Below are 23,722 nucleotides of genomic sequence, written 5' to 3' on the forward strand. Positions count from 1 at the left end.
TGCGCCGGATCGCGGCATGGCAAGGGCAATTCCTGGGGCGGCAGCGCTTCCAGGGAAGCCATGCCTGGCCGATCTGGCGTGACACAATCATTTTCCTACCGCAACAATCCGGAGTTCAAATCATGATCAAGCAGATTCTGACTTTCATCGTCGCCGCCAGCATGCTGGGCCTGGCCGGCGTGGCCCGCGGCGCGGACGCGCAGGGCGCCAAGGTGCCGCGCGTGGTCTATCACATTTCCGACGCCGAGCATCAGGCGCTGGGGGGGCTGCGCAACATCCGCAACCATCTCGACGTCGCGCCGAACACCAAGATCGTCGTGGTGAGCAATGCGAAGGGCGTGGACTTCATGATGAGCAACTACAAGGATGCGGCCAAGGTCGATCCGCTGATTTCGGCGCTGGCGGCGCGCGGCGTCGACTTCGAAGTCTGCGAAGTCACGATGAAGAACCGCAAGCTGAAGAAAGACGACTTCGTCATGGAAGCCAATTTCACGCCTTCCGGCGTGGTGCGCATCACCCAACTGGAAAACGAAGGCTACGCATACATCAAGCCTTGATACATCAAGCCTTGGTACATCGAGCCTTGGTACATCGAGCCGTGGCATCTCAAGCCTTGGCACCTCAAGCCGTGGCACATCGAGGGCCTTGATGCATCGGTCCCGGGCGGCGCCGCTGCATGCGCCGCCCGGGGCGGGCGCCGGCCTCAGGAGCCCGTCGCCGTCGATGCGGCCGGGGTTTCGGTGCCGGCGGCCGGAGCTTCGTCGCTGACCGGCGTCTCGCCGTCGGTCTGTTCCAGTATGGGGTCGCGCGAAATATCGCTTTGCACGTCGACCCGCGGGTCGAGTTCGGCCGCCACCGGCGAGGCCTGCAGGCTGTCGGGCATGGGTACGAAATTGGTCGGCGCATCCTGGCTCAGGTGAGCCCCGGTCACCTTGCGCGGCCGCACGAAAGCCACCAGCACCAGGGCGCAGCACGACACGAACACATAGAACATGCCCGTGCTGATGTGGCGCATCAGCAAGCCCACGAACAGCGGGCCCAGGCAGGCGCCCACGCCATAGACCATGAGCAGCATGGCGGAAAGCCCGACGCGGCGTTCCGGATCGACGTTGTCGTTGGCGAATGCCGCGCCCAGCGGATACATGGTGAACTGCAATATGCCGTAGGCCGCCGAGAACAGCAGCAGGACCCAGAAGGGGAATTGCCACCAGCCCCACAGGGGCAGTGTCAGCAACAGCAGCATCACGGCATTGATGCGGATCAGGCCGGCCCGGTTGACCCGGTCGGCCAGCCAGCCCATGGGCCATTGCGAGGCCAGGCCCGCGGCCACCGCCACCGCCAGGAAGACGGCCGCCTCGCTGTTGCTGAGCCCCACTTTGGCGCCGTACACCGGCGCCAGCCCATAGAAGGCGCCATTGATGTTGCCGGCCACGAAAAACACCAGCAGCGACATGGGCACGCGCGCCAGATAATATTTGATATAGATGGGCGCCGGCTTCTGGATCGCCGGGTGGACCCGGCCCGTGAGCGCGATGGGCACCAGGCACAGCGACATGCAGATGGCCACGAACACCAGCGGCTCGTAGTTCAGGTGCGGGAACAGGGTCAGCGACAACTGGCCGGACACCGTGCCGGCGCCCGAGAACACCATGTAGAAGGCGAATATGCGTCCGCGCAGGTGGTTTTCGGTCTGCTCGTTCAGCCAGCTTTCGATCACCATGAACTGGGTGACCATGGCAATGCCGGCGACGAAGCGGAAGGCCAGCCAGACCCATAGATTGTCGACCAGCGCCTGGGCCAGCACCGTGGCGGTGGCGACGGCCGCGGCGGCCCCGTAGGCGCGGATATGGCCGACCCGGATGATGAGCTTGTGGCCGATCCGCGCGCCGAACACCAGCCCGGCGTAGTAGGCCGCGATCAGCGCGCCTACCCAGACCTCGGACACGGCGCTGGCCGTCAGCCGCAGGCCGATATACGTATTGAACAGCCCCGCGCCGGATTGCAGCAGCAGGATGGCCAGATAGAGAGAAAAAAACGAGGTGACCGACTTGAACATTGGGCGGCTACCGCAGGGCTGAGGGAGGCGGCGCGCAGGATCCTGCGCGCGCGGCGGCCCGGGCGGGCCGGCTCGGACTCAAAGCTGGGACAGTAGCGTGGCCGCGTCGCTTACCTTGAATTCGCCGCCATTTTCCAGGTTCAGTTGCTCGACTACGCCGTCTTTCAGCAGCGCGGAATAGCGCCGCGAACGCACGCCCAGGCCGCGCGCCGTCAGGTCGAGTTCGAGGCCCAGCTTGCGCGTCCATTCGGCGCTGCCGTCGGCCATCATGCGGACCTTGCCCTGGGCGCCCTGGTCGCGGCCCCAGGCCCCCATGACGAAGGCATCGTTGACGGCCACGCACCAGATTTCATCCACGCCCTTGGCCTTGAGCTGGTCGGCCAGCTTGATGTAGCCCGGCAGGTGCTGGTTCGAGCACGTGGGGGTAAAGGCGCCGGGCACCGCGAACAGCGCGATCGTCTTGCCTTTGACCAGATCGGCCACCTTGAAGCTGTTGGGCCCCAGCGTGCAGCCTTCGGTTTCGGTTTCGATGAATTCCGCCAGCGTTGCGTCGGGTACGTGGTCTCCAGCCTTGATCGTCATGTGATGCTCCTGTGGGTTCGAATAAATGGCCGCCGGGGCCTGAAAACATAATCATACGACGAGGCCGGCGGGCTCGCTGACATACCGCCGCAAGCAGGGCCGCGCCATTTTGCCGGAAACCGCAGGCGGTGCAGGACGGCTTGTGCCGCGGCGCGTAGGCGCAGGGCCCGATACGGTATTGATACATTTTCAAACGCCTGGGCCCACCTTCGGCAATGATTCGGAAATACTTCTTGCGGACAATGGTGACCATTGCGCCGGAGTGCCGGCACAGCCGCCCGGTCGGTCGGGCGCTACGGCACCATATTGGGGCGGCGCCCGGGCACACAGCCCAATGCCGCGCCTACCGGCCGGCACCACACTGACGGAGGTCCACGTGATACTACCGAAACTTTCCGCCGCCATTCTTTCCATGGCCTTGCTGGGCAGCGCCTATGCGGCGCCGGCTCGCGATGCCGACACTACCCTGGACCAGTGGGTCCTGATCTCCGGCGCCACCAATGGCGCGGCCGATGCGCTGGGCGTCAGCGAAGACGACCTCGACGAACACCGCAACACCGCCCGCAGCCATCTCACGCGCTATGCGGCCGAGCACGGCATGCGCATGGAGCGCTTCGACGCCCTGTTCGACCTGGGCGCCAACGAAGGCCGCCGCCTGGTGTCCGATCGCGTCGCCCTGGCCCGCGCCAAGGGCCAGTCGCTCATCGACGGCTTCCAGCGCGACAAGATCATCGGCTACGAAAGCGTCAAGGACGCGCTGGACGTCTGACGCTGACCGGTGTGGCCGGCCTAGCCGGCCCGGCCCCGGCGCCATTGCGCCGCGGCCGGGTTTTCCTGCGCCACGCCCATCGGCATTGCGTATTATCATAGGGTCATGACACGCCCCCGGCCCGCCTTGCGCGGCATGCCGGGGTTCCACGCGCCGAACCGACCCGAATTTTCCATGAATCAAGCCGAAGCCGCCGAACCCGTCCTCAGCCATCTGGACGAATCCGGACACATCCGCATGGTGGACGTCAGCAGCAAGGCTGCGACGCAGCGCACGGCGATCGCCGAAGGGCGCGTGCGCATGAGCGCGCAGGCCTACCGGCTGCTGACCGCGCGCGAGAACGGCAAGGGCGAGGTGCTGAACACCGCCAATGTGGCGGGCGTGATGGCGGCCAAGCGCTGCGCCGAGCTGATCCCCCTGTGCCACAGCCTGCCGCTCAGTTTCGCGGGAATCGAATTTTCGCTGGACGAAGCAGGGCATGCGGTCACCATCCGCGCCACTTGCCGCAGCGACTACAAGACGGGCGTCGAAATGGAGGCCATGACGGCCTGCAGCGTCGCCGCCCTTACTATCTACGACATGTGCAAGGCCGCCGACAAGGGCATCGTCATCGAGACGGTGCGGCTGGCCTATAAATCCGGAGGCAAGAGCGGTGAGTGGCGCAGCAGCAATTAAGGTCCTGTATTTCGCGCAAGTGGCCGAACTGACTGGCACGCGCCATGAATCCTGGCCGCTGCCGCGCAGCGTCAGCGGCGCCGACTGGCTGCGCGAGCTCGAGGCCCGTTATCCGCAGCTCGCGCCGGTGTCGCGCCTGCGCCTGGCGGTCAACCAGCGCCACGTCGCGCATCACGCCTCCATCCAGGCGGGCGACGAGGTGGCGGTGTTCGAGCCCGTCACGGGGGGCTAGCCCATGGTCATTGTGCAAGAAGCCGATTTCGACTCGGCGCGCCTGCAGGCGGAATTGCGCCGGCGCCATGCGGCGGGCGCCATTGTCACCTTTACCGGATATGTGCGTGACTACGCGCAGGACGCGTCCACCCGCAGCCTGTTCCTCGAGCACTACCCGGGCATGTGCGAGCGCGAGATCGAGGCTATCTGCGCCGCGGCCGGCGCGCGCTGGCAGGTGCTGGAAAGCCTGGTCGTGCACCGGGTTGGCGAATTGCGCCATAAAGAGCAGATCGTGTTCGTGGCGGTGGCCAGCGCGCATCGCGGCGACGCCTTCCGTGCCTGCGAGTACATTATCGACGCCCTCAAGACCCGCGCCCCTTTCTGGAAACGCGAGAACCTGGCCGACGGCGACAGCTTCTGGGTAAGCCAGCATCAGGCGGACGCCGACAAGACTGCGCAGTGGGGCGAGGACCCGGCGGCATCCGGGCCCGCGGCGACGCCGGCAGAAGCCGCCGAGGCCGCTGAGGCCGCTGAGGCCGGAGCCGGAGCCGGAGCCGCCAAGCGGCAGGGCATGGCATCCCAGGCCACGGCATCGGCGGTTGCAGGCTCCCGAAGCGGGGCGTCCCGGACCGCAACATCCCCGACCAAGGAAACCTCATCGTGAGCAAAGCATCCGCCGACAAGCCCAGGATCTCGCTGGAGTGCGCGGTTCTTACCATATCCGATACACGCACGGCCGCCGACGATACCTCCGGCGATTATTTGACGCAGAGCCTGCAGGATGCCGGCCATCATTGCGCGGCGCGTGCGCTGAGTTCAGGAAATCTCTACCAGATCCGCAAGATCCTCAGTGACTGGATCGCCGACCCCGGCATACAGATCGTCATCACCAACGGCGGCACGGGCTACACGCACCAGAAATCCACGGCTGCCGCCATCGTCCCCTTGCTGGACATGCAGATCGCCGGGTTCGGGGAATTGTTCCGCCACCTTTCGTTCCTGGAAATCGGCTCTTCTTCGCTGCAGTCCGATGCTTTCGCGGGATCGGCCAACAACACGCTGATCTTCTGCGTGCCGGGCTCGACCGGCGCCTGCAAGACCGCCTGGGAGGGCATTATCCGCGAGCAACTGGACAGCACGCATCGCCCCTGCAACTTCGGCAGCCACTTCCAGGCGCTGCTGGCCGCGCGATAGTTCCGCGTGGGCATCCCGGGCCGGTCGGCCCGGCCGCAATGCCCTTCGGCCCGCCGGCCGGCACCTGGTGTCCGGCTTTCAGCTTTCGGCTTTCAGTTTTCGGCTTTTAGCTTTCGATCTACGATCTCAACCTCCGTCTTTTTCATTCATCTCTCATGCTCGACTTCGATACCGCCCAGGCCCGCCTCGCCCAAGCCGGCAAGGCCCCGACCCATACCGAGAAATGCCCGCTGCACCTGGCCGCGGGGCGCGTCCTGGCGCATGCCGTTACGGCCAGGCTGGATCTGCCTCCGGCCGACAACAGCGCCATGGACGGCTACGCGATCCGCTACGCCGATTACCAGCCCGGCCGGCGCCTGCCCATCCAGGAACGCTGCTATGCCGGCCAGCGCCCGCAGCCCCTGCGCGAGGGCCAGGCCACGCGGCTGTTCACCGGCAGCGTGATGCCCGAGGGCGCCGATACCGTGGTCATGCAGGAAGACTGCACCGAAGCCGACGACATGCTGGAGATCCGCGAGGCGCCGAAGGCGGGGTCGCACGTGCGCAAGCGCGGCGAAGACATGCAGCAGGGAGGCACGGTGCTGGAGGCCGGAACCGTGCTCGGGGCGGCGCAGATCGCGGCCCTGGCCGCGCAGGGCGTGGGCCAGCTCGAGGTGTTTCCGCGCCTGCGCGTGGGCATCCTGACCACCGGCGACGAATTGGTCTTCCCCGGCCGCGAGCTGGCGCCGGCGCAGATCTACAACTCCAACGGCCCCATGCTGGCCTCGCTGGTCGATGGGCTGGGCGCGCAGGTGCTGCACGTGCTGCATGCGGTCGATACCGATGTCTCGGTGCGCAAGGCCTTCAAGATGCTGATCAAGGACTGCGACCTGGTGCTGACGGTAGGCGGCGTGTCGGTCGGCGAGAAAGACCTGGTCAAGCCCGCCATCGAGCAGGCCGGCGCCACCCTGGACCTGTGGCGGGTATGCATGAAGCCCGGCAAGCCCGTGGCCCTGGCGCACGCACGCAACAAGCCCATCGTCTGCTTGCCCGGCAATCCGGTGTCGGCCTATACGGTGTTTACCTTGCTGGTCACGCCCCTGATTCGCGCCATGCAGGGGCGCGCGGCGATACTGCCGCCGGTGCGCCAGGCGCGCCTGCGCAGCGACCGCGTGTTCCGCGAATCGCGCGAGGAATTCCTGCGGGTGCGCGCGCAGGAATCCGAAACCGGCGTGGCCGAAGTCACGCCCTACGGCAACCAGGGGTCGGGGGTGGTGAGCTCGCTGCCCTGGGCCACGGGTTTCGCCCGGGTGCCGGTCAATACCGATGTGCGCGACGGCGACCTGCTCAGGTATTACGACTGCCGGCATTGGCTGGCATAGCGGCGTAGCGGCTTAAACGGGAGCATCCCCCAGGCGCAGGGGCGGGCCTGTATGCGGCTCCGCCCGGCGTGCTGTCCAGACGCGCCGCGCCGGCTTTGCGCGTAGGCGTCTATGCCTACGCATGGCGCACGGTAGTGTGCGTGCCGCCTGTCTCTACATGTGCTGCATCAGTATCACGATGGCCGCGATCGCCAGCACGATGCCCAGCACGTTCATCCAGGACAGTTTTTCCTTGAAAAACCCCGCGCCCACCACCGCGCCCAGCGAGATCACGCCTATGTTCATGGCGGAAAACACCAGCGTGGGGTTGTGCGGATAGACCTGGTGGGCGCGTATATAAAAATAGATATTGCTGAAATTCAGCAGCCCCAGCACCAGCCCCGCCGTCACATTGCGCATGCTCCAGGCGCAGCGGCGCAGCGCCAGGTACAGGATCATCAGCAGCGCCGCCAGCGCGAAGGCGCTGAACAGGCTGCTGGCGAAATCGGCGCCGCTCTTGGCCAGTTGCTTGAACAGGACGTCGATGCAGCCATAGCCCGCCCATACGCACAGCAGCAGCGCCGCCGATTTTCCCAGCTCGCCCGAGGCGGCGGCCTGGCGGCGCGGGCGCAGCAGCAGGCACGCCAGCGCGACCAGGGCCACGGCGATGCCGGCCAGCTTGCCTGTCGATGCGGCTTCGCCGAAGATCAGGAACGAGGCCGCCAGCGGGATCAGCAGCGACAAGCGCTGCGCCGCATCGCTGAGCACGATGCCGGCATGCCGCACCGCGGCCGCCATGGCCAGGAAGATGCCGGGCAGCAGCACGCCCAGCACCGCCAGTATCCACCACGGCGTGTCGGGCCGCAGCAGCGAGGCCGGGTCCGGCCGCAGCACCGCCAGGCACAGCGCCGCGGCGAGCAAATAGTTGACGGCGATCGCCTGGTCTATTTCGATTCGTTGCTGTCTTGCGATCTTCAGCAGGATCGATACGGCCACGCTGCAACTGACGCTGACTATCAGGGTATACATGACGGTGTGGGCGGATAGTGTCGAAAGAATGAGGAAGGGCGGTAAAACAGAGTAGCTAAAACAAGGCAGCTAAAACAGGGCGCGCAGCAGTGATTCGATTCCGGATGGCCGCGCGGCGGCAAGCCTCAGTCCGGGGCCGCCGCTGCCGCGCCGGCCGGATGCAGCCCCAGGCGCCGCAACAGCGTCCGGTCCCGATCTTCGCCGGGATTGGCCGTGGTCAGCAACTTGTCGCCGTAGAAAATCGAGCTGGCTCCGGCCATGAAGCACAGGATCTGGGTCGATTCGTCCAGGTCCTCGCGCCCGGCGGACAGGCGCACCACGGCAGCCGGCATGGTAATACGGGCCACGGCTATGGTGCGCACGAACTCCAGAGGGTCCAGGTCCGGCGCATCATGCAGCGGGGTGCCCGGCACCTTGACGAGCCGGTTGATCGGCACCGATTCGGGCGGCGGGTCCAGGCGGGCGAGCTGGGCGATCAGGCCCGCGCGCTCGGTGCGCGACTCGCCCATGCCCACGATGCCGCCACAGCACACTTTCAGCCCGGCGTCGCGGACGCGTTCCAGCGTATCCAGCCTGTCCTGGAAGCTGCGCGTGCTGATGATCTTTCCGTAGAACTCCGGCGCCGTGTCCAGGTTGTGGTTGTAGTAGTCCAGCCCCGCTGCCTTCAGCGTGTCGGCCTGCCCGGGCTTGAGCATGCCGAGCGTCACGCAGGTTTCCATGCCCAGTGCTTTCACCCCGGCCACCATTTCGGCCATGGTGTCGATCTGGCGTGCCGTGGGCGAACGCCAGGCCGCGCCCATGCAAAAGCGTTGCGCGCCGGCGGCGCGGGCCTGGCGGGCAGCGTCCAGCACTTCCTGCAGCGGCATCGTCGCCTGTGCCTGCACGGGGGTTTCGTAGCGGGCCGATTGCGGGCAATAGGCGCAGTCTTCGGGACAGCCGCCCGTCTTGACCGACAGCAGGGTCGACAGTTGTATCCGGGCCGGATCATGGTGCGCGCGATGGACTTGTTGTGCGCGATGCAGCAAGTCCAATAGCGGCAATTCATATAGCGCCAGGATTGCGTCGATCGTCCATTGCGTGGGGGCGGCCGCGTCGCCGGGGGCGTGTGGGCGCTGCGCTTCAGGCATATCGGTGCGAGCGGGGCCGGAAGCTGCGGTGTCGGTCTGTAGAGGCATGGCGGATGGGGACAAGAAGGATGCCAGCGATGGTAGAGGACTGCCCGTATACGGGGCAATAGCAAAAGCTGGCGGCAAGATGGCTGAAATAGACGGATTCTGGTCGATGATGGCTGCTATTTGCGTTCATTTTTTTTGAACTGGGTCGCTGGAGGCCGGGATAGGAGGCTGCTGGCAAATGGTGTCAAAATGCAACGGCAATGCCATTGCTGCCAGGCTCGTGTTCGGAGTTTCAGCCTGGGCCTGGTTCGATGGCAGCCAGGCCCGGCCTGCGTTGCACGCAGCGGCTGGCCTGGGAGTGCGCGTCGCGCCTGGCGGGAATCCTACGGAACGGCTATCATCAATTAATTGATACTTAAAGTATTTGAAAGGAGGCCGGCCCATCATGCGGTTCGAGCGCGAATTGACCATAGAGTGGGGCGACTGCGACGAGGCCGGCATCGTCTTTTATCCGAACTATTTCTATTGGTTCGACTGCACCTTCCAGGCCATGCTGCGCAGCAAAGGCCTGAGCCAGCGCGAAGTGCGGTCGCGTTATGGCGCGGTGACGCCGCTGGTCGATGTGGGCGCGGTCTTTCGTTCGCCGGTGAGCTACGACGATGTCGTCACCATACAGGCCGAATTGCAGGAATGGGCCGAAAGGCGCATGCGCATTGCTTATACGGTGCGCTGCGGGAACCGGCTGGTGGCTACCGGCCACGAACTGCGCGCCTGGGCCGTGCCGCGAGCAGAGGGCGGTTTGAAAGGGGCCGTGATTCCCGAGGATTTCAAGCGCTTGTTTGCCTGAATCGAGGCATCGGCCGCGACCGCATACAATCGGTCATGGGCTAGTCCTGTCCGACCTGTGGGCCGGGCAAGCCTTGCAAGGCCGCCCGGCAGCGCTGGCTGCTTCAGACGCCGTTTCCTCAATTTGATTCAGGACATGCAATGAAGATCTATTTTTCTCCGTCTTCCCCTTTTGTGCGCAAATGCATGGTCGTCGCTCACGAGCTGGGGCTGGAGTCTCGTATCGAGAAGTTGCCCGCTGCGGCCGGGCCGGTCGCTCGCGACCGTAATATCGTTTCGTCCAATCCCCTGGGACAGGTTCCCACGCTCTTTACCGACGAGGGCCAGGTCTTGTACGACAGCCGTGTGGTGTGCGAATACCTGAATGAACTGGGCGGCGGCGACCTCATCCCCGGCGAAGGCTCGTCGCGGTGGCTGGTATTGACGGAACAATCGCTGGCCGACGGCATGCTCGATGCCGCGCTGCTGTCGCGCTACGAAAAAGCGCTGCGCCCCGCGGAGTTTCGCTGGAATGAGTGGGTAGGCGGCCAGATGGACAAGATCAAGTGCGGCCTGGACCACTTCGAGGCCGGCATGGCCGGCGCCCGCGCGCAGGCCATAGACATCGGCACCCTGACGCTGGCCTGCGCCCTGGGCTATCTGGACTTCCGTTTTGCCGATTATGGCTGGCGCGAAGGCCGTCCGGTGCTTACGGCCTGGTTCAAGGAAATGAGCGAACGCCCGTCCATCAAGGCTACGGTTCCCGCATAACTGCGGCGCCCGGCCCAGCCGCCCGCCGCGCATCCGGCGGGCTTTCCGTGCAACGGAATGACCGCAGCATGAATTCCCAGAGCACCGATATGTCCGATATCCCAGATACCGCCGAGGCCGTCGTGCAGGCCATCACCTCGCGCAGGAGCGTGCGGGGTTTCTTGCCCCGTCATGTGGACGCGCAGCTATTGCGCCGCATTCTTGCCATTGCCGCCGCCGCGCCCAGCGGCAGCAATATCCAGCCCTGGAAGGTGCATGTCGCGACGGGTTCGATGCGCGACGAGCTTTCCGCCGCGCTGCATGCGGCCCACGAAAGCGGCGTGGCCACTGCACGGGAATACGAATACTACCCCATGGCCTGGCGCAGCCCCTACATCGAACGGCGCCGCGCATGCGGCTGGGGGCTGTACGGCGCGCTGGGCATCAAGAAAGGGGAACGCGAGGCGACGGCGCGCCAGCATGGGCGCAACTACCTGTTCTTCGATGCGCCAGTCGTGCTCATCTTCACCATCGACAACGATTTGCAGAAAGGAAGCTGGCTCGACTACGGCATGTTCCTGGAGAACATCATGGTCGCCGCGCGCGGCTTCGGCCTGCATACCTGCCCGCAGGCCGCCCTGGCCAATTACCCCGACATCGTCAAGCGCTTGCTCGGCATCGATGCCAAGCAGACCCTGGTATGCGGCATGGCGATAGGCTACGAAGATCCCACCTGCGCCGCCAACCAGTTCCGCACCACCCGCATCGATCTGGACGAATTCGTGACTTTCCACGAGTAGGCGTTCAAGGCCGGCTGTCGCCGGCGGTTCGGTTGCGCAAACATGGCGCGCCCGAACGTCCTGTCGCTTCGTAATTCGACACCGCCGCTTGGGATGCGGGGCTGGCCTTTCCCATGCGCTGGCGCGTGATTTCCGAGAATTAGCACCCACATAGTCAGGGCTCCCATCTCTGCCGCACACGGCATCGAAGTTGCCCGCGGCGATATTCACACTTGATTCCAGGCCGGACATCGGTATAAGATGGTCAGACCAAGTTGGTAGGACCATATTGGTCTGACCAGTTTGGAATGCACAGGCCTGGAAAGCACAGGGTGCGGCACGGTTCTCCCGCACGGAGGCCCTGGATATCGGAAAAGGAAAGTTATGGTGCACAAGACTTCTGTACTCATCGTGGGGGGCGGTCCCGTGGGGCTGGCATTGGCCGGAGACCTGGGTTGGCGAGGCGTACAGTGCACGCTGGTCGAGCGTGGCGATGGCTCGATAGAGCAGCCCAAGATGGACATGGTGGGCATCCGCTCCATGGAGTTCTGCCGCCGCTGGGGCATCGTGCCCTGGGTCGAGGGGGCAGGTTACAACCGGGACTACCCGCAGGATTGCGCCTGGGTCACGGACCTGAATGGCTATGAGTTCGGCCGCGAGCCTTTTCCTTCGCCGCGGCAGGAACAATGTCCCCCCCAGAGCCCGCAAAAGCGCGAGCGCTGCCCGCAGAATTTCTTCGACCCCGTGTTGCGCAGGTTCGCCGAGCGCTCAGGTAACGCCACGCTCCGTTTCGATACCGAGTTGCTCGAATTCGTCGACACCGGCGAGCATGTATCGGCGCAAGTCCGCGATTCGCGCAGCGGCACGCTGCACGAGATCCAGGCCGATTATCTTGTCGGCTGCGATGGCGGATCCAGCAGCGTGCGCCACGCGCTGGGCATAGACATGCAAGGCGACGCAGTTCTGACCTACACGACAAATGTCATATTCCGCTGCGAAGGCCTGGAGCGCCTGCACACCAAAAAGCCAGCCTATCGCTACATTTTCATAGGTCCCGAGGGCACCTGGGCGACTCTGGTGGCGATCAACGGGCGCGATCAATGGCGCTTTTCACTCATCGGCGACGAGCAAAGGCGCACGCTGACCGAGGACGAGGCGCGACGCGCCATCGTGCGCGCGGTCGGGGTTCCGTTCGACTTCGAAATCCTGTCGATGCTGCCCTGGGTGCGGCGTCAATTGGTGGCGGAAGAATATGGAAAGGGCCGGGTATTCATTGCCGGCGATGCCGCGCACCTGACTTCGCCCACCGGCGGTTTCGGCATGAACACGGGGCTACTCGATACGGTCAATTTGTCGTGGAAACTGGCGGCTGCGGTGCAGGGCTGGGCGGGGCCGGGCCTGCTGCCGTCGTACCAGGCGGAACAACAGCCCGTGGCTCGGCGCAACGTGGCCGAGGCGAGCGACAACCTCAGGCGCATGCTGTCGCCGCGGATACTCAAGCCCGATCCCGCGGTGTTCGACCAGGATGATCCGGATGTCGAGACCGCGCGCAGGGAATATGGCGCGCGCTACACGGAAATGATGCGGCGCGAATGGTTTTCCATCGGAATCCATCTGGGCTATGTCTATGAAGGGTCGGAAGTGATCGTGCCGGACGGCACCCCCAGGCCCGCGGACGAGGTGTCTTCCTATACGCCGACCGCCAGGCCGGGCTCGCGCGCGCCGCACGCATGGCTGGCCGATGGCAAATCCATCCTGGATCTCTATGGCGGCGGCTTCGTCCTGCTGAGATTCGGGGCGGACGCGCCTGCGGCGGAAGAGCTCGTAGTGGCCGCGCGGCGGGCCGGCCTGCCCTTGCAGGTAGTGGAGATCGACGATGCCGCCGCGGCGAAGCTGTACGAACGCCGCCTGGTGTTGGTGCGGCCGGACGGGCAGGTGGCGTGGCGGGCGGATGACGCGCCCGCCGATGCCGCGACGCTGGTCGACATCGTGCGCGGCGCCCGGCTCGCGTCCGTGGTCAACGGCCAGGCCCTGCCAGTCTCCGAGGAGGCCCAGCATGGCTGATCTGCAGATGGTACCCGACGAGGCGGCACGCCGCAGCCTGAATGAAGATCTGGCCCGCTACGGCTGCCGGGTCTATCAACCCGATGATCCGCCGCTGTTTACCCGGTCACCCCGATTCGTGATGCAGCCCCAGCACTGGCGCTGGAGCGATATCGGGCCTCTGCTGGACCGACTGGGACAGCAGCTTTCCCTGGAAAAGGGCGGCCAGCGCCGTACGCTGCGGTTGTGCAATCCGGGCCTGCCTTATGGCACCACGCCGACTTTCTGGGCTTCGATCCAGGTGATTTTGCCGGGCGAAATAGCCACTGCGCATCGCCATACGGCGAGCGCGCTGCGCTACATCATGCAAGGCAGCGGCGCGATGACCACCGTCAACGGCGAACGCTACCCCATGAACGAGAGAGACCTGGTACTGACGCCGGCGATGGCGTGGCACGACCATGAGCATCATGGCGACAAGCCGATGATATGGCTGGATGTGCTGGATATCTCTCTTGTGCGCTCCATGCATGCCACCTTCTTCGAAGAGTCGAAACAGGCGACTCAGGATGTGGCGGACATACCGGATCGTTCTTTCCGCCAGTTCGGCAGCGGCCTGATGAGCCCGCCCGATGCGCCCGAGACCGCGCCGCGGCTCAATCCCTTGCTGGCCTATCCGCGCGAGCTTGCATTTGCTGCGCTGGCGCAGGCGGCGGGGCTGGATCCGGACCCGTTCGATGACGTGGTGCTGGAATACCGGAATCCCACGAACGGCGCGGCCGCCATGCAGACCTTGGGGCTGCGCTTGCAGATGTTGCGCCCGGGAATGCGCGGCAAGGCTCGCAGGCATACCGGCAGCAAGCTCTATTACGTGGTCGAAGGCCAGGGCACCAGCATCGTGGAGGGCCGGGCCTGCGACTGGAGCACTGGAGATTTTCTCGCCATTCCGCCCTGGGCATGGCACGAGCACGCGAACCGCTCGTCCACGCACGATGCGGTGCTGTTCCAGGTCAATGACATCCCGGCAATGCGCGCCCTGGGCCTGTATGCAGAGCAGGCGCTGTCTTCGGGCCAGGGGCACCAGGAAGTCATCGGCCAGGGTTTTGAAACAGGAACGAACCGCTAATGAACATCGCTTCTTTCAACGACTACCGGGTAGGCATCGTAGATGGTCCGGAAATTTTCGATATGACGGCGGCACTCCCGTCGTTTCTGGATCAGTTGCCGCGACAGCGGATGAACTGGCTTATCGCGCACTGGGATGAGCTGTCCGCGACCCTATCCGCGTATCACCGGCACGGAATCGGACTGCCCCTGGACCAGGTGCGCTTGCTGCCGCCGAATCCCGCGCCGCTGCATGTGTTCGCGGCGCCCGCCAATTACCGCAAGCATATCGGAGAGCTGGGCGACCGAACTGTGACCAAGGGCGGCCGCAGCGCCAGGGAGCAGGGCTTTTTCCTGAAGGCTCCCGGTTCACTGGCAGGCGCCGGCACGGATATTTTGCTGCCCAAGGGCTCGTCCCGGCGCTTCGACCACGAGTCCGAATTGGCCGTCGTGATCGGCCGCGAGGCCCGCAATGTGCCGCGTGACGAGGCGATGGGCTATGTGTTCGGCTATTCATGCCTGATCGACGCAACCATGCGCATTGAAAAGGGAGTGGCCGAAGAAGAGCGCTCCATGCGCAAGTCCTTCGAGACCTTCACTCCCATGGGGCCGTATATCGTGACGGCGGATTCCATCGGCGACCCGCAGGCGCTGCAGAATCGCCTGTGGGTCAATGGCCAGTTGCGCCAGCAGGCCAATACCAGCGAGATGATCGTCGGCATAGCCGAATTGATCGAGCTCGTTTCATCGGTCCTGACCTTGCAGCCCGGCGATGTGATCGCAAGCGGCACCCCCGAAGGAGTGGGGCCGTTTGTTCCCGGTGATGTCGTACGGATCGAGATCGAATCCGTGGGCTCGATGGAACTGAACGTGCGCGAGTTCGCGCAACATTCCCCGAGACCATATTAAGTAGTCAATCGTGGTGGACAGGAGATCAACATGATGAAGCGTTTCGCAGCAAGCTTGGCAGTTATGTCTGTAATTGGCGCCATAGTGCCCGCGCATGCCGACACTTATCCCGCCAAGCCGGTTACGGTGATTATTCCCTTTGCCCCGGGCGGCGGGGTCGATGTGCTGACGCGCGCCATCGCGGCCAAGCTGGAGGCGAATTGGCGCAAGCCGGTAATCGTGCAGAACAAGCCGGGCGCCGGATCCCTGGTAGGTACGGCATATGTGGCTCGCGCGGCGCCGGACGGCTACACCCTGCTGGCGACGGTGAACCAGAGCATGGTCGGCAACCGGTTCCTGTACAAGCATCTGCCCTATGATCCGGACAAGGATTTCGTGCCCATCACTATGATGGTCAAGGCCGAACAGCTTATCGTCGCCAATAAAAACCTGCCGGTCAAGACGCTGAAGGACGTGGTGGCGCTGGCGCGCAGCAAGCCTGGCACGTTGAACTATGGTTCATATGGAAACGGCAGCCAGCCGCACTTGCTGTTTTCGATGATCAACGACCGGGAGCACATCCACCTGACTCATATCCCATACAACGGCATTACCCCCAATCTGCTGGCGCTTGCCGGCGGCGACGTGCAACTGGCCAGCGGCAGTGCGGCGGTTGTCCTGCCCCTGGTGCAGTCGGGTAAAATCAAGCCCATTGCCGTGGCTGGCAGCGAGCGGGTCAACCAGTTTCCCGATGTTTCCACCACAACGGAGCAGGGCTTTCCTTACGCCCAGATCTCGATCTGGTATGGCATGTTCGCTCCGGCCGGAACGCCGGCAGCAGTTGTCAGCGACATACGCAAGGCGGTGCAGGCCGTGCTTGCCGATCCACAGTTCGTCAAGCAGCAGGTGAGCTCCAAGGGGCTGAACGTCGTGGCGGGGGACGGCAAGCAATTGGCCGACACCATACATAAAGAAACCCAGTCCACCGGAGCAATGATCAAGGCGGCGGGTGTCGTTGCCGAATGATCGCGCGGGGCGCTCCCGCCCGGGCCTCGGATGATTGAAGAGGAACTACCTTTCCCGATGAGTATTCCACGCAAGAGCGCCGCGGGCGGCTTGGCCAAATCTTCGGGCGCTGCGGCCAGGCGGCCGCGCGTGTTCGAAGACATATGCGATCAGATCCGCCAAAAGCTTTCCAGCGGCGAGCTCAAACAAGGCGACAAGCTGCCTTCCGAGCGTGATCTGGCGGAAACTTTCGGGACATCCCGGGCGGCGGTGCGCGAGGCTCTGCGCAGTCTCGAACGGGGCGGCGTGGTGGAACTGCGCCGGGGGGTGAAGGGGGGTACCTATGTCTCGCGTGCCGACCCTTCGATCGTCGCACAGTCCTTGCACGATCTGCTGAGCTTTGGTGCGGTGTCCATTCAAAGCCTTACGGAAAGCCGCGCAATCTTGCAGGACTCGGTGATCCGCCTGGCATGCGACCGGGGCACTGACGCCGATTTCGATTTGCTGGAAGCGAGCATCGACCGGACCGAAACCCTTACCCGCGAGGGCCGGCTGGAGGAAAGGCGCGTCCAGTTGCTGGAATTCTATCGCCTGCTTGGGCGCGCCACGCGCAACGAGGTAATGGTCATCCTGGTGGGGGCGCTCACCGATATGGTCCTGAAGCTGATGGCCCGGCACGATGTGGCGCCGCGCCTGGCCACGATCAGGACCCATCGCCAGATCGTGCGCTGCCTGCGCAGGCGCGACAAAGAAGGGGCTGCCCAGTTGATGGCCACGCACCTGGACAAGCTGCACGCCCATTTCCTGAAGGCCGAAAGAAGCCAGCAAAAGCGGAGCCTGGCTCTCGACAGCAGCCCAAACGCCTGATTTACGACCTGTCGACTGTGGCGACGGCCCACAAGGCCGTGTTTGGTGACGGCTACGGCCGCCCGCCGGTCGTGGTGCGGATGTACACGAAATCCGGCAGGTATGCCTGGATGGAAATCAATGCGCGGGTCGTCGCCATGCCTGGCGGCAAATAGGGATATCGTATGCTGCGGCATACACCGACAAACCAGGGGGAAAGCGGGCTGGCGAGTATACAGGTTATAGAATAAGTCCTTTTGTCTTGCTGCGAATCAAACGCAGCTCTTGCGGGCCCCGCAAAGAACCAAGGAGATAAATGGAAAACACAAACCTGTTGCGTCCCCGCGTCGCCGTGCTGACGGTATTGTTGCTGGCCGCCCTGGCCATAGTCCTGGTTTTCTCTTTGAATGTCCTCGCGCATTACGCCCAGTTTTGCGGTCCCGAGACTGTGGGGGCCTGCGCGGGCCGGGCGCTGCGCTATGTGCCCTGGCTGCCCATGGCCCAGATCGTGCTGGCCGCCGCAGCGGCGCTGGTGGCGATGATCGGAGCGCCGCTTGCGCGTCGCCGTTCGTGGGCTGCGCGTCTATGGCCTCTGTATTTATTGCTGCTTCTCGTGGGGTTGCTGTACGTCGGCGTACTGCTGGCGCAGGCCGCGGCGCTGTCATCCGATGCCCTGCGGGCCGGGACGGTGTCGGGCTGGCGCCAGTTCTGGTTCCTGCTGGCCGGCGTTTCGGGCGTGCCTTCCGTGTTGGCGGTGATGCTTTCGTGGCTGGTACTCGCCTGCTTGTGTTTCACCGCGCCGGCGGGCGTAACGGCAAGCCGCTCCAGGGGCCGGCTGGCGCTGCTGTTCTTCCTGGTCTTCGCAGCGGTGCCGATGGTGCTGTACTTGTCCGCGAACATCGGACTGATCCTGTTTTCGACGACAGACTACGTCGTGTTCGCACACGACTATAAAAAGGCCGCCGGCATAAGCATCGAATGGGGGATTTTCCTGGCGTGCATCCTGAGCGCGTTGCCGGTATGGATCGTGGCCTATGTCCGCGACTCGGGCCGGCGCGGCGTGGCCGGGACGTTGCTGGCGGCCTTGATCGCCTTGCTGCTGGGTTTCGCATTCGAGCTGATCGGCGTGCTGGTCCTGGCGGTGTTGCCCTCCCATGCGGTGTCGCCGCGGCACGTGATGCAGACCGCCTGGTACTTGTTGGCCTGGATCCTGGTCTTCAATGCCTTGGCGGCCTGGATAGCCTGCTCGCTGGTCCGGCCGGCGCCTGCCGGGGCGCACGGCATGTTGCGCGGCAATGGCACGCGCTGGGCGTGGGGAGCGGCAAGCGTACTCGTCGCTATTGTCACTTTCGGATTCTGGGGCATCCTGCTTGCGGCCAAGCTCAACTGGGCGGGGGCGCAGCCGGCGAAAAGCCTGCTCGCCGATAGCCCTCCGTTTGCCTTGGCTGCGTCGCCCGAGGGCAATAGTTGCGCCGGCATCGTCCGCGCCGGCTCGTCGCTGTGGCTGGTGGGTAGCAATGACGACAGCGTCAGCGACAGCCTGGCCGACATCGTGAAGGATCCGCAGGTACAGAACCTTGCGTTGGGGCCTGATCACTTACCGGGGCAGCCGCCGGCCTATCGGACTTTCTACCCCACCAGTACGGTCCTGTCGCGACTCGAGGGGCACGCGTTCAAGCCGGTCGCCTATTTGCCCGGAAAGGGATGCCTGGTGCCGGTGCCCGGTACCCAACGGCTTTTGCTCCTGACTTCGCTGCAGCCGCGCGACGGCTATGCGCCACAGGCGCCCAGCCTGGTCTTCCAGACGCAGGACGATGGCCGTCACTGGCAAGTGCTGGAGCCCGGGATGCTTGCGACGGTCAGCCCGGATGTCTACCAGAGCGGCGTCGAATTCCGCAGCAAGGACCGCGTCTGGGCCTGGCGCGGGCGCCTGGGCGAGGCGGGCTCGGACCCGTCGGGCTTCGGCTATTCGGGCGACGGCGGCCGCACATCCGAGCCTTTGCCGATACCGGCAGATTTCCGCAGCAAGGCTGGCGATGTCGCGAGCCTGGTGCCCGAAGATGCGCGCGCATCCATCAAGCTGGACGACAGCAGGGGCGTGCGGCGCTTCGTCACCGAGATCTCGCCGACCCGGGCTGTGCTCTGGCTTTCCCAGCGCTTCAGCTATGAGATTGCGCCGCACCGGCATGGATATATTGCCCGCACCGATGCGCTGGTTCTCGAGCGCGCGGGCGATGCGTGGCGGGCTTCGGCCGTCAAGCATTTGGACGGCCTCTACATCGACAAACTGGCGCAGCCGCAGTCGGGGCCGGCTTATGCCGCCGTCTTCCGGCAGAAACAGGGGCGCGAGGAGATTGCCGTGCTCGATGGCGCAAAGGTGCAATGGCAGGATCTGTCCGCGGCGCCGAACCCCTTCTGGCCTATGGGGCAGAGCGACGTGCGCGGTTTGTGGGCGGCCAAGAATGTGCTGGTCGTGAATGTGTACGCCGAATATGTGGCCGTAAAGGGCACGCGCGGGCGCTCTTACTTCGACGAAGTGAGCTTCTCGGCGCCGGCAAAGTATTATTCGAACGATGCCGGCCGTCACTGGCATAAGCTGGCGATTGCCGCTTATCCAGGCATATACGGCCTGGACCCGGACACGGCGCGCCTGTATTTCCGCAACTTCAACAGGCGCACTTATGTGTCGCCGTTTTTCGCCTTCGAGCTCGGCACGGCGAAGTAATACCCGGAACTACTGTTCGCCGGGCTTGCCGCCCCGGTTCAGCCATGGCCGGGGCCGCCTGCCGGATTAGAGCAAACGCATTTCGGCCTGCCTATGCTAGGCCGGGCAGCATCACCTTGGCGCCGGCGAACACCATCTCGACGGCGATGGCCGCGAGGATCATGCCCATGAGGCGGGTCATGACGACACGCATCTTGGCTGAAAGCAGCTTGCCGATCGATGCCGCGAAAAACAAGACCACGAACAGTGCCAGCAGCGTGGCAAGAAGCACGACGCCGAACGACACGTATTGCGCCGCTCCGCGTACCTGGGCCGCGTAGATGATCAGCGTTGCAATGGTGCCCGGGCCCACGATCATGGGAAACGTCATGGGGTAGAACGCAATGCCGTCATCGGTGTCTTCGTCGCCGGCATTGTCGGCGCGCTTTTCGTGTTCGCCCCGTTCATGGGACGTGATCGGCTGCCCGTTGAGCATGGAGAATGCAATGCTCAAGAGTACCAGCCCGCCCGCCACCCTGAAAGCGTCGATAGTGACGCCGAAGAAGCCGATGATATAGCCGCCCGCCAGGGAAATGACCACGCACATCACCGCGGTACAGAGCGATATTGCGAGCGCCAGGCTACGCTGCTCGGCGATGGTCTTGCCAGTCGTCAGGGACAGGAAGATGGGCAGATTGATGAAGGGGTTCATGATGGCGAACAGTGCGCCCAGGAATTTCGTGGCGAAGACGATATCCATAGAAACCATCCTTTTATGAGTCCGGTTGGCCGCGACTGTGACTGTTCGCCGCGGATAGAGGCCGGGGGCCGTACAAGCGCCGGGTTTTGGGGGAATAACTATGACAAGCCTGCATGAGGCTAGTTAGCTGTTGCTTATTGATTATCGCCCGTCTGCCGGCCCTGCCTATGCCGGCACACCTGTGGCTCACGAAATGCAGATAGTGAGCTTCGGCCACTTTTCTTTGAATCGCTTTGACTGAACACGCTGCATGAACGTGTCGAACGTCACCCTGGACGGATTGTGCCGGACCCGCAACTCGAACAAATCGTCCAGGCCATGGGGCGCCACGACATGCAAAAATTCATCTTCATCCAGGAAAACGCCGACACACGTGGCATATTCCGGCCATGTGGCGAGGCCATCTTCCAGGGAACTCAAAGGCGCTACCTGTAAACCGAAGGTATTTGCATACCAGTCATGCACCCGGGCCTGATTGGTTACCTCGCAATTGAGGCCCGGAAGCAATCGGTTCAACTGTTGCTGGAGATGCGCATCCAGCTCGAGCGGCGCATGGGCGTCAAAATATGCGACATCCAGGTCGCCTACTTCGGAAGACTTCTGAAAACCATGCAGGCTGTCCCAGACCAAGGCCCTGACGGCACCGGCCCCGATACACCATGAGCCCAAGCCCAGCGAGCGCACCGCCACTAGCGCATTCATCAATGGCACAGAGGATCGGACGAGTGCGCACAGTTGCCGTCGATAAGCGTCTTGCATGTCGGGAATCATTTGTGTGGCTAAGGCTGCAAGCCTTGTTGCTTGATTCGGCCGTTGTCGCCTGGCTTGGTGCGCGATTCCCTGAGATAGTAAATGTCCCATTCGGATTCATCGATTTTCACGAAGCCGTGCCGCTGGTAAAAGCGGTTCGAATCGCTATCGCGGAGCGCGCCGACCTTGACCGGGATCGATCGTGCATCGGCATCGGCGAAGACCGACGCCAGCACAGCCGAACCGATGCCTCTTCCTTGATATGCCGGCACTATATACAGATGCTCGAGCGCCAGGTGATCGCCGGTCGTTTTTGCCACGACAAAGCCGACCGATACGCCATTCGCCACAATGAACCTGCAGCATGCCGGGTCGAAAGATGACAGGAAGCGATTCCTTGCCCGCTGCGGGTCATAGCGGCCTATGCGCTCCAGGCTTTCCCGCATCGCGTCGATACGCATCTGTACCAGTGTTTCGGCATCGCCGTGCGAGGTGCTTGCGAAAGCCACGTTCAACGGCCTGTTCTTGTCATCCATATATCGACGTTTTGCCATCAGGGTAGGGAGACTGCGCCGATCCTTGGATTTTCAGCTTCGGAATCGCGTCAGCTTGTGGCCGGCTCAGTTCGTAACGGTTGCCTCGAGCACGGCATTCAGGCATTGATCCAGGCTCGCGCCTGCTCCAGCTCGTCGACGCGGAACGCCTTGACTTCCGCCTTGGTAAAGAACCGCGCCAAATGCATCGACGCGTGAACCCAGCCCGCGTCAGCCACCACGGCGGCGCGCGTGATCTTGCGGGCGAGGGGCACGCCGAGCGTCAGGTCGGTCCACAAGGCCTTGGGCTCGATGCCGCTGAAATGCTCGATATGTTCGAGCACACGGGTCTTGCCGTTCCGTTCAAGATCGTCACGCATGCGCTCGATGGTTGCACGCAATTCGCGGTCGGTAATTTTGCCTTCGACGGATATCTCGACAACCGGCGAATCGGGGGCGGATTGATACAGAATCATTGCGAGACCCCTAATCAAAGAAACGTTGCACGCCCAGGCACGGATGCGCCCGGTGTTCGGCTGCTTTCGTGATTATGGTAACCCTTTCCTTGTTGGTACCCCTTTCCATGTGCTCCGTCAGGTTACGAGTCTTGCGCTTGGTCATAGTGCCAGCCGGGCCTGGTGGCCTTGGGCATTAGGTATTGGTGTCGCAGGGTGCGAGACGCTGGCATAGGCCTCGTATTAAGATTAAGAGTAAGGTACGAGAAAGGCCTTGATTGCCCCGCACGTTGGCCCATGCCGTCAGTGGGCGCCCGAATACCATGAAAATTCTTCGCTTAGTTCTACGACCAGTCCTAGTCGCGGCCGCGTGCGCGGCGATTTCCGCCTGCGCGAATAATCCGCCCCGGCAAACTGCGCTGGACTATCAGGCCCGGCCCCTTCCCACAGCACAGGGCGCGAATAGCGCCCTTGGTTCGCCAAGCCAGCGTTTGACCATAAAGGCCGGCGAGGGGGAAGACTTGTATCTTCCCTGGTTCATCCGGGATGCGCAGGAGTGGGTCAACAGGCGCTAATCCCGGCCGGATTCGCTTGGTGGCCTGCCGATGGCTTTCAGTGCACGGACATTAGGTGGTGGCGAACCGGAGCTCGTCGACATTCTGCAAATTGACGTGCTGGCGAGCGATCCACAAGTCGTGCACATCCTGCATGGCCAGCCAGCTTTCCGGACTGCGCCCGAGCGCCTTGGAAAGGCGCAGCGCCATCTCCGGCGTGACACGAGAAGTGCCGCTGAGTACTCGGCTGAGTGTGGAAGCGGCTACGCCAAGCGCTTTGGCAAGCTCACGCCCACTGATATTGTTGGGCTCGAGGTAGATCCCGGATATGAATTCGCCTGGATGAGGCGGGTTGTGCATGTTCATCAGTGATAGTCCTCGTAATCCAGCACAAAGGCGTTGCCATCTTCAAATTCAAAAGTGATACGCCAGTTTCCATTGACGGTGATAGACCTGCGCTTCTTCATGATGCCCTTGAGAGGGTGAAGCCTAAATCCCGAAATGTCCATGTCTTCAATGACCTGAGCAGTATCCAGAGCGGACAATTGGAGACGCAGACGTTTAGCGTGGCTCGCCTGAACGCCGGAAGCATTCCCGATCTCAAACAAACGGCGAAGGCCTTTGTGTCGGAAGCTTTTGATCATGCTTCTATTGTATCGTGTTGCGCATCACGAATCGATAGCAATTGGATGGTGACCGCTTTCGGCTGTTCATGTTCTTAGTGCAGACACACCGTCTGAATCATCAAGCGGA

25 protein-coding genes and 1 pseudogene are annotated in these 23,722 nt (G+C 63.5%); 16 read left to right on the forward strand and 10 right to left on the reverse strand.

Features of this window, described 5'->3' with window-relative positions:
- Positions 1–122 precede the first annotated feature (122 nt).
- Positions 123–557, forward strand: a complete 435-nt coding sequence (locus KVP10_RS07190; RefSeq protein WP_217963893.1) for a DsrE family protein — start codon at positions 123–125, stop codon at positions 555–557.
- A gap of 146 nt (positions 558–703) precedes the next feature.
- Here the strand turns inward: KVP10_RS07190 and KVP10_RS07195 are convergent, their stop codons facing one another.
- Together KVP10_RS07195 and KVP10_RS07200 are read right to left on the reverse strand one after the other, a co-directional pair.
- Positions 704–2,056 carry an MFS transporter gene (locus KVP10_RS07195; protein WP_217963894.1) on the reverse strand — a complete coding sequence of 451 codons (1,353 nt, stop codon included), beginning with the start codon at positions 2,054–2,056 and terminating at the stop codon, positions 704–706.
- Positions 2,057–2,134: 78 nt separating this feature from the next.
- Positions 2,135–2,638: a peroxiredoxin gene (locus KVP10_RS07200; protein ID WP_217963896.1), complete on the reverse strand. Its 504-nt coding sequence runs from the start codon at positions 2,636–2,638 to the stop codon at positions 2,135–2,137.
- A gap of 376 nt (positions 2,639–3,014) precedes the next feature.
- On the opposite strand from KVP10_RS07200, the gene KVP10_RS07205 reads away from it, so the two are divergent.
- From KVP10_RS07205 to KVP10_RS07230, 6 genes and pseudogenes are all read left to right on the forward strand, one after another.
- On the forward strand, positions 3,015–3,407 hold the full coding sequence (locus KVP10_RS07205) for a hypothetical protein (RefSeq protein ID WP_217963897.1): 393 nt from the start codon (positions 3,015–3,017) through the stop codon (positions 3,405–3,407).
- A 174-nt stretch (positions 3,408–3,581) separates the two neighbouring features.
- On the forward strand, positions 3,582–4,082 hold the full coding sequence (moaC, locus tag KVP10_RS07210; protein ID WP_217963898.1) for a cyclic pyranopterin monophosphate synthase MoaC: 501 nt from the start codon (positions 3,582–3,584) through the stop codon (positions 4,080–4,082).
- On the forward strand, positions 4,060–4,314 hold the full coding sequence (gene moaD / locus KVP10_RS07215; protein WP_217963899.1) for a molybdopterin converting factor subunit 1: 255 nt from the start codon (positions 4,060–4,062) through the stop codon (positions 4,312–4,314). The genes moaC and moaD overlap by 23 nt, the downstream gene beginning before the upstream one ends.
- 3 nt (positions 4,315–4,317) lie before the next feature.
- Positions 4,318–4,770, forward strand: a pseudogene (locus KVP10_RS07220) (molybdenum cofactor biosynthesis protein MoaE); the annotation flags it as partial.
- 185 nt (positions 4,771–4,955) lie between these two features.
- Entirely contained in the window at positions 4,956–5,489 is a 534-nt protein-coding gene (gene moaB, locus KVP10_RS07225; RefSeq protein WP_217963902.1) for a molybdenum cofactor biosynthesis protein B, read from the forward strand.
- A 155-nt stretch (positions 5,490–5,644) separates the two neighbouring features.
- The gene (locus KVP10_RS07230) at positions 5,645–6,850 is read left to right on the forward strand and encodes a molybdopterin molybdotransferase MoeA (protein ID WP_217963904.1); all 1,206 of its coding nucleotides are present in this window, start codon (positions 5,645–5,647) and stop codon (positions 6,848–6,850) included.
- Between the two features lie 153 nt (positions 6,851–7,003).
- Here KVP10_RS07230 and KVP10_RS07235 read toward each other — a convergent pair whose 3' ends face one another.
- Both KVP10_RS07235 and bioB read right to left on the reverse strand, forming a co-directional pair.
- The gene (locus KVP10_RS07235; RefSeq protein ID WP_217963905.1) at positions 7,004–7,858 is read right to left on the reverse strand and encodes an EamA/RhaT family transporter; all 855 of its coding nucleotides are present in this window, start codon (positions 7,856–7,858) and stop codon (positions 7,004–7,006) included.
- 125 nt (positions 7,859–7,983) lie between these two features.
- Positions 7,984–8,985, reverse strand: a complete 1,002-nt coding sequence (bioB, locus tag KVP10_RS07240; protein ID WP_217964488.1) for a biotin synthase BioB — start codon at positions 8,983–8,985, stop codon at positions 7,984–7,986.
- A gap of 433 nt (positions 8,986–9,418) precedes the next feature.
- Here bioB and KVP10_RS07245 point away from each other — a divergent pair, with 433 nt between their 5' ends.
- From KVP10_RS07245 to KVP10_RS07285, 9 genes are all read left to right on the forward strand, one after another.
- Positions 9,419–9,820, forward strand: a complete 402-nt coding sequence (locus KVP10_RS07245) for an acyl-CoA thioesterase (RefSeq protein WP_246600463.1) — start codon at positions 9,419–9,421, stop codon at positions 9,818–9,820.
- A 140-nt stretch (positions 9,821–9,960) separates the two neighbouring features.
- Positions 9,961–10,569, forward strand: coding sequence for a glutathione S-transferase (locus tag KVP10_RS07250; protein ID WP_217963906.1), 609 nt, complete (start codon positions 9,961–9,963; stop codon positions 10,567–10,569).
- Between the two features lie 68 nt (positions 10,570–10,637).
- Positions 10,638–11,348: a nitroreductase gene (locus tag KVP10_RS07255; RefSeq protein ID WP_246600464.1), complete on the forward strand. Its 711-nt coding sequence runs from the start codon at positions 10,638–10,640 to the stop codon at positions 11,346–11,348.
- A 363-nt stretch (positions 11,349–11,711) separates the two neighbouring features.
- Positions 11,712–13,391, forward strand: coding sequence for an FAD-dependent oxidoreductase (locus KVP10_RS07260; protein WP_217963907.1), 1,680 nt, complete (start codon positions 11,712–11,714; stop codon positions 13,389–13,391).
- On the forward strand, positions 13,384–14,496 hold the full coding sequence (locus KVP10_RS07265) for a cupin domain-containing protein (protein ID WP_217963909.1): 1,113 nt from the start codon (positions 13,384–13,386) through the stop codon (positions 14,494–14,496). Before KVP10_RS07260 ends, KVP10_RS07265 begins: the two co-directional genes overlap by 8 nt.
- Entirely contained in the window at positions 14,496–15,383 is an 888-nt protein-coding gene (locus KVP10_RS07270) for a fumarylacetoacetate hydrolase family protein (protein WP_217963910.1), read from the forward strand. The genes KVP10_RS07265 and KVP10_RS07270 overlap by 1 nt, the downstream gene beginning before the upstream one ends.
- Before the next feature lie 30 nt (positions 15,384–15,413).
- Positions 15,414–16,388, forward strand: a complete 975-nt coding sequence (locus tag KVP10_RS07275) for a Bug family tripartite tricarboxylate transporter substrate binding protein (RefSeq protein WP_217963911.1) — start codon at positions 15,414–15,416, stop codon at positions 16,386–16,388.
- A gap of 57 nt (positions 16,389–16,445) precedes the next feature.
- Positions 16,446–17,234 carry a FadR/GntR family transcriptional regulator gene (locus KVP10_RS07280; RefSeq protein WP_217963912.1) on the forward strand — a complete coding sequence of 263 codons (789 nt, stop codon included), beginning with the start codon at positions 16,446–16,448 and terminating at the stop codon, positions 17,232–17,234.
- Between the two features lie 295 nt (positions 17,235–17,529).
- Complete coding sequence (locus KVP10_RS07285; RefSeq protein ID WP_217963913.1) at positions 17,530–19,938, forward strand: hypothetical protein; 2,409 nt, start codon at positions 17,530–17,532, stop codon at positions 19,936–19,938.
- A gap of 91 nt (positions 19,939–20,029) precedes the next feature.
- Here the strand turns inward: KVP10_RS07285 and KVP10_RS07290 are convergent, their stop codons facing one another.
- From KVP10_RS07290 to KVP10_RS07315, 6 genes are all read right to left on the reverse strand, one after another.
- A complete protein-coding gene (locus tag KVP10_RS07290; protein ID WP_217963914.1) occupies positions 20,030–20,677 on the reverse strand; it encodes a MarC family protein in 648 nt (215 codons plus the stop codon).
- Positions 20,678–20,863: 186 nt separating this feature from the next.
- Positions 20,864–21,436, reverse strand: a complete 573-nt coding sequence (locus tag KVP10_RS07295; RefSeq protein WP_246600465.1) for a nucleotidyltransferase family protein — start codon at positions 21,434–21,436, stop codon at positions 20,864–20,866.
- A 20-nt stretch (positions 21,437–21,456) separates the two neighbouring features.
- On the reverse strand, positions 21,457–21,963 hold the full coding sequence (locus tag KVP10_RS07300; RefSeq protein ID WP_217963916.1) for a GNAT family N-acetyltransferase: 507 nt from the start codon (positions 21,961–21,963) through the stop codon (positions 21,457–21,459).
- Positions 21,964–22,079: 116 nt separating this feature from the next.
- The gene (locus tag KVP10_RS07305) at positions 22,080–22,436 is read right to left on the reverse strand and encodes a SpoIIAA family protein (RefSeq protein WP_217963917.1); all 357 of its coding nucleotides are present in this window, start codon (positions 22,434–22,436) and stop codon (positions 22,080–22,082) included.
- 605 nt (positions 22,437–23,041) lie between these two features.
- On the reverse strand, positions 23,042–23,335 hold the full coding sequence (locus KVP10_RS07310; protein ID WP_217963918.1) for a HigA family addiction module antitoxin: 294 nt from the start codon (positions 23,333–23,335) through the stop codon (positions 23,042–23,044).
- Positions 23,335–23,613, reverse strand: coding sequence for a type II toxin-antitoxin system RelE/ParE family toxin (locus KVP10_RS07315; protein ID WP_217963919.1), 279 nt, complete (start codon positions 23,611–23,613; stop codon positions 23,335–23,337). Before KVP10_RS07315 ends, KVP10_RS07310 begins: the two co-directional genes overlap by 1 nt.
- Positions 23,614–23,722: the final 109 nt, after the last annotated feature.

Source organism: Candidimonas humi (genome assembly GCF_019166065.1).
GTDB classification, from domain to species: Bacteria; Pseudomonadota; Gammaproteobacteria; order Burkholderiales; family Burkholderiaceae_B; genus Candidimonas; species Candidimonas humi.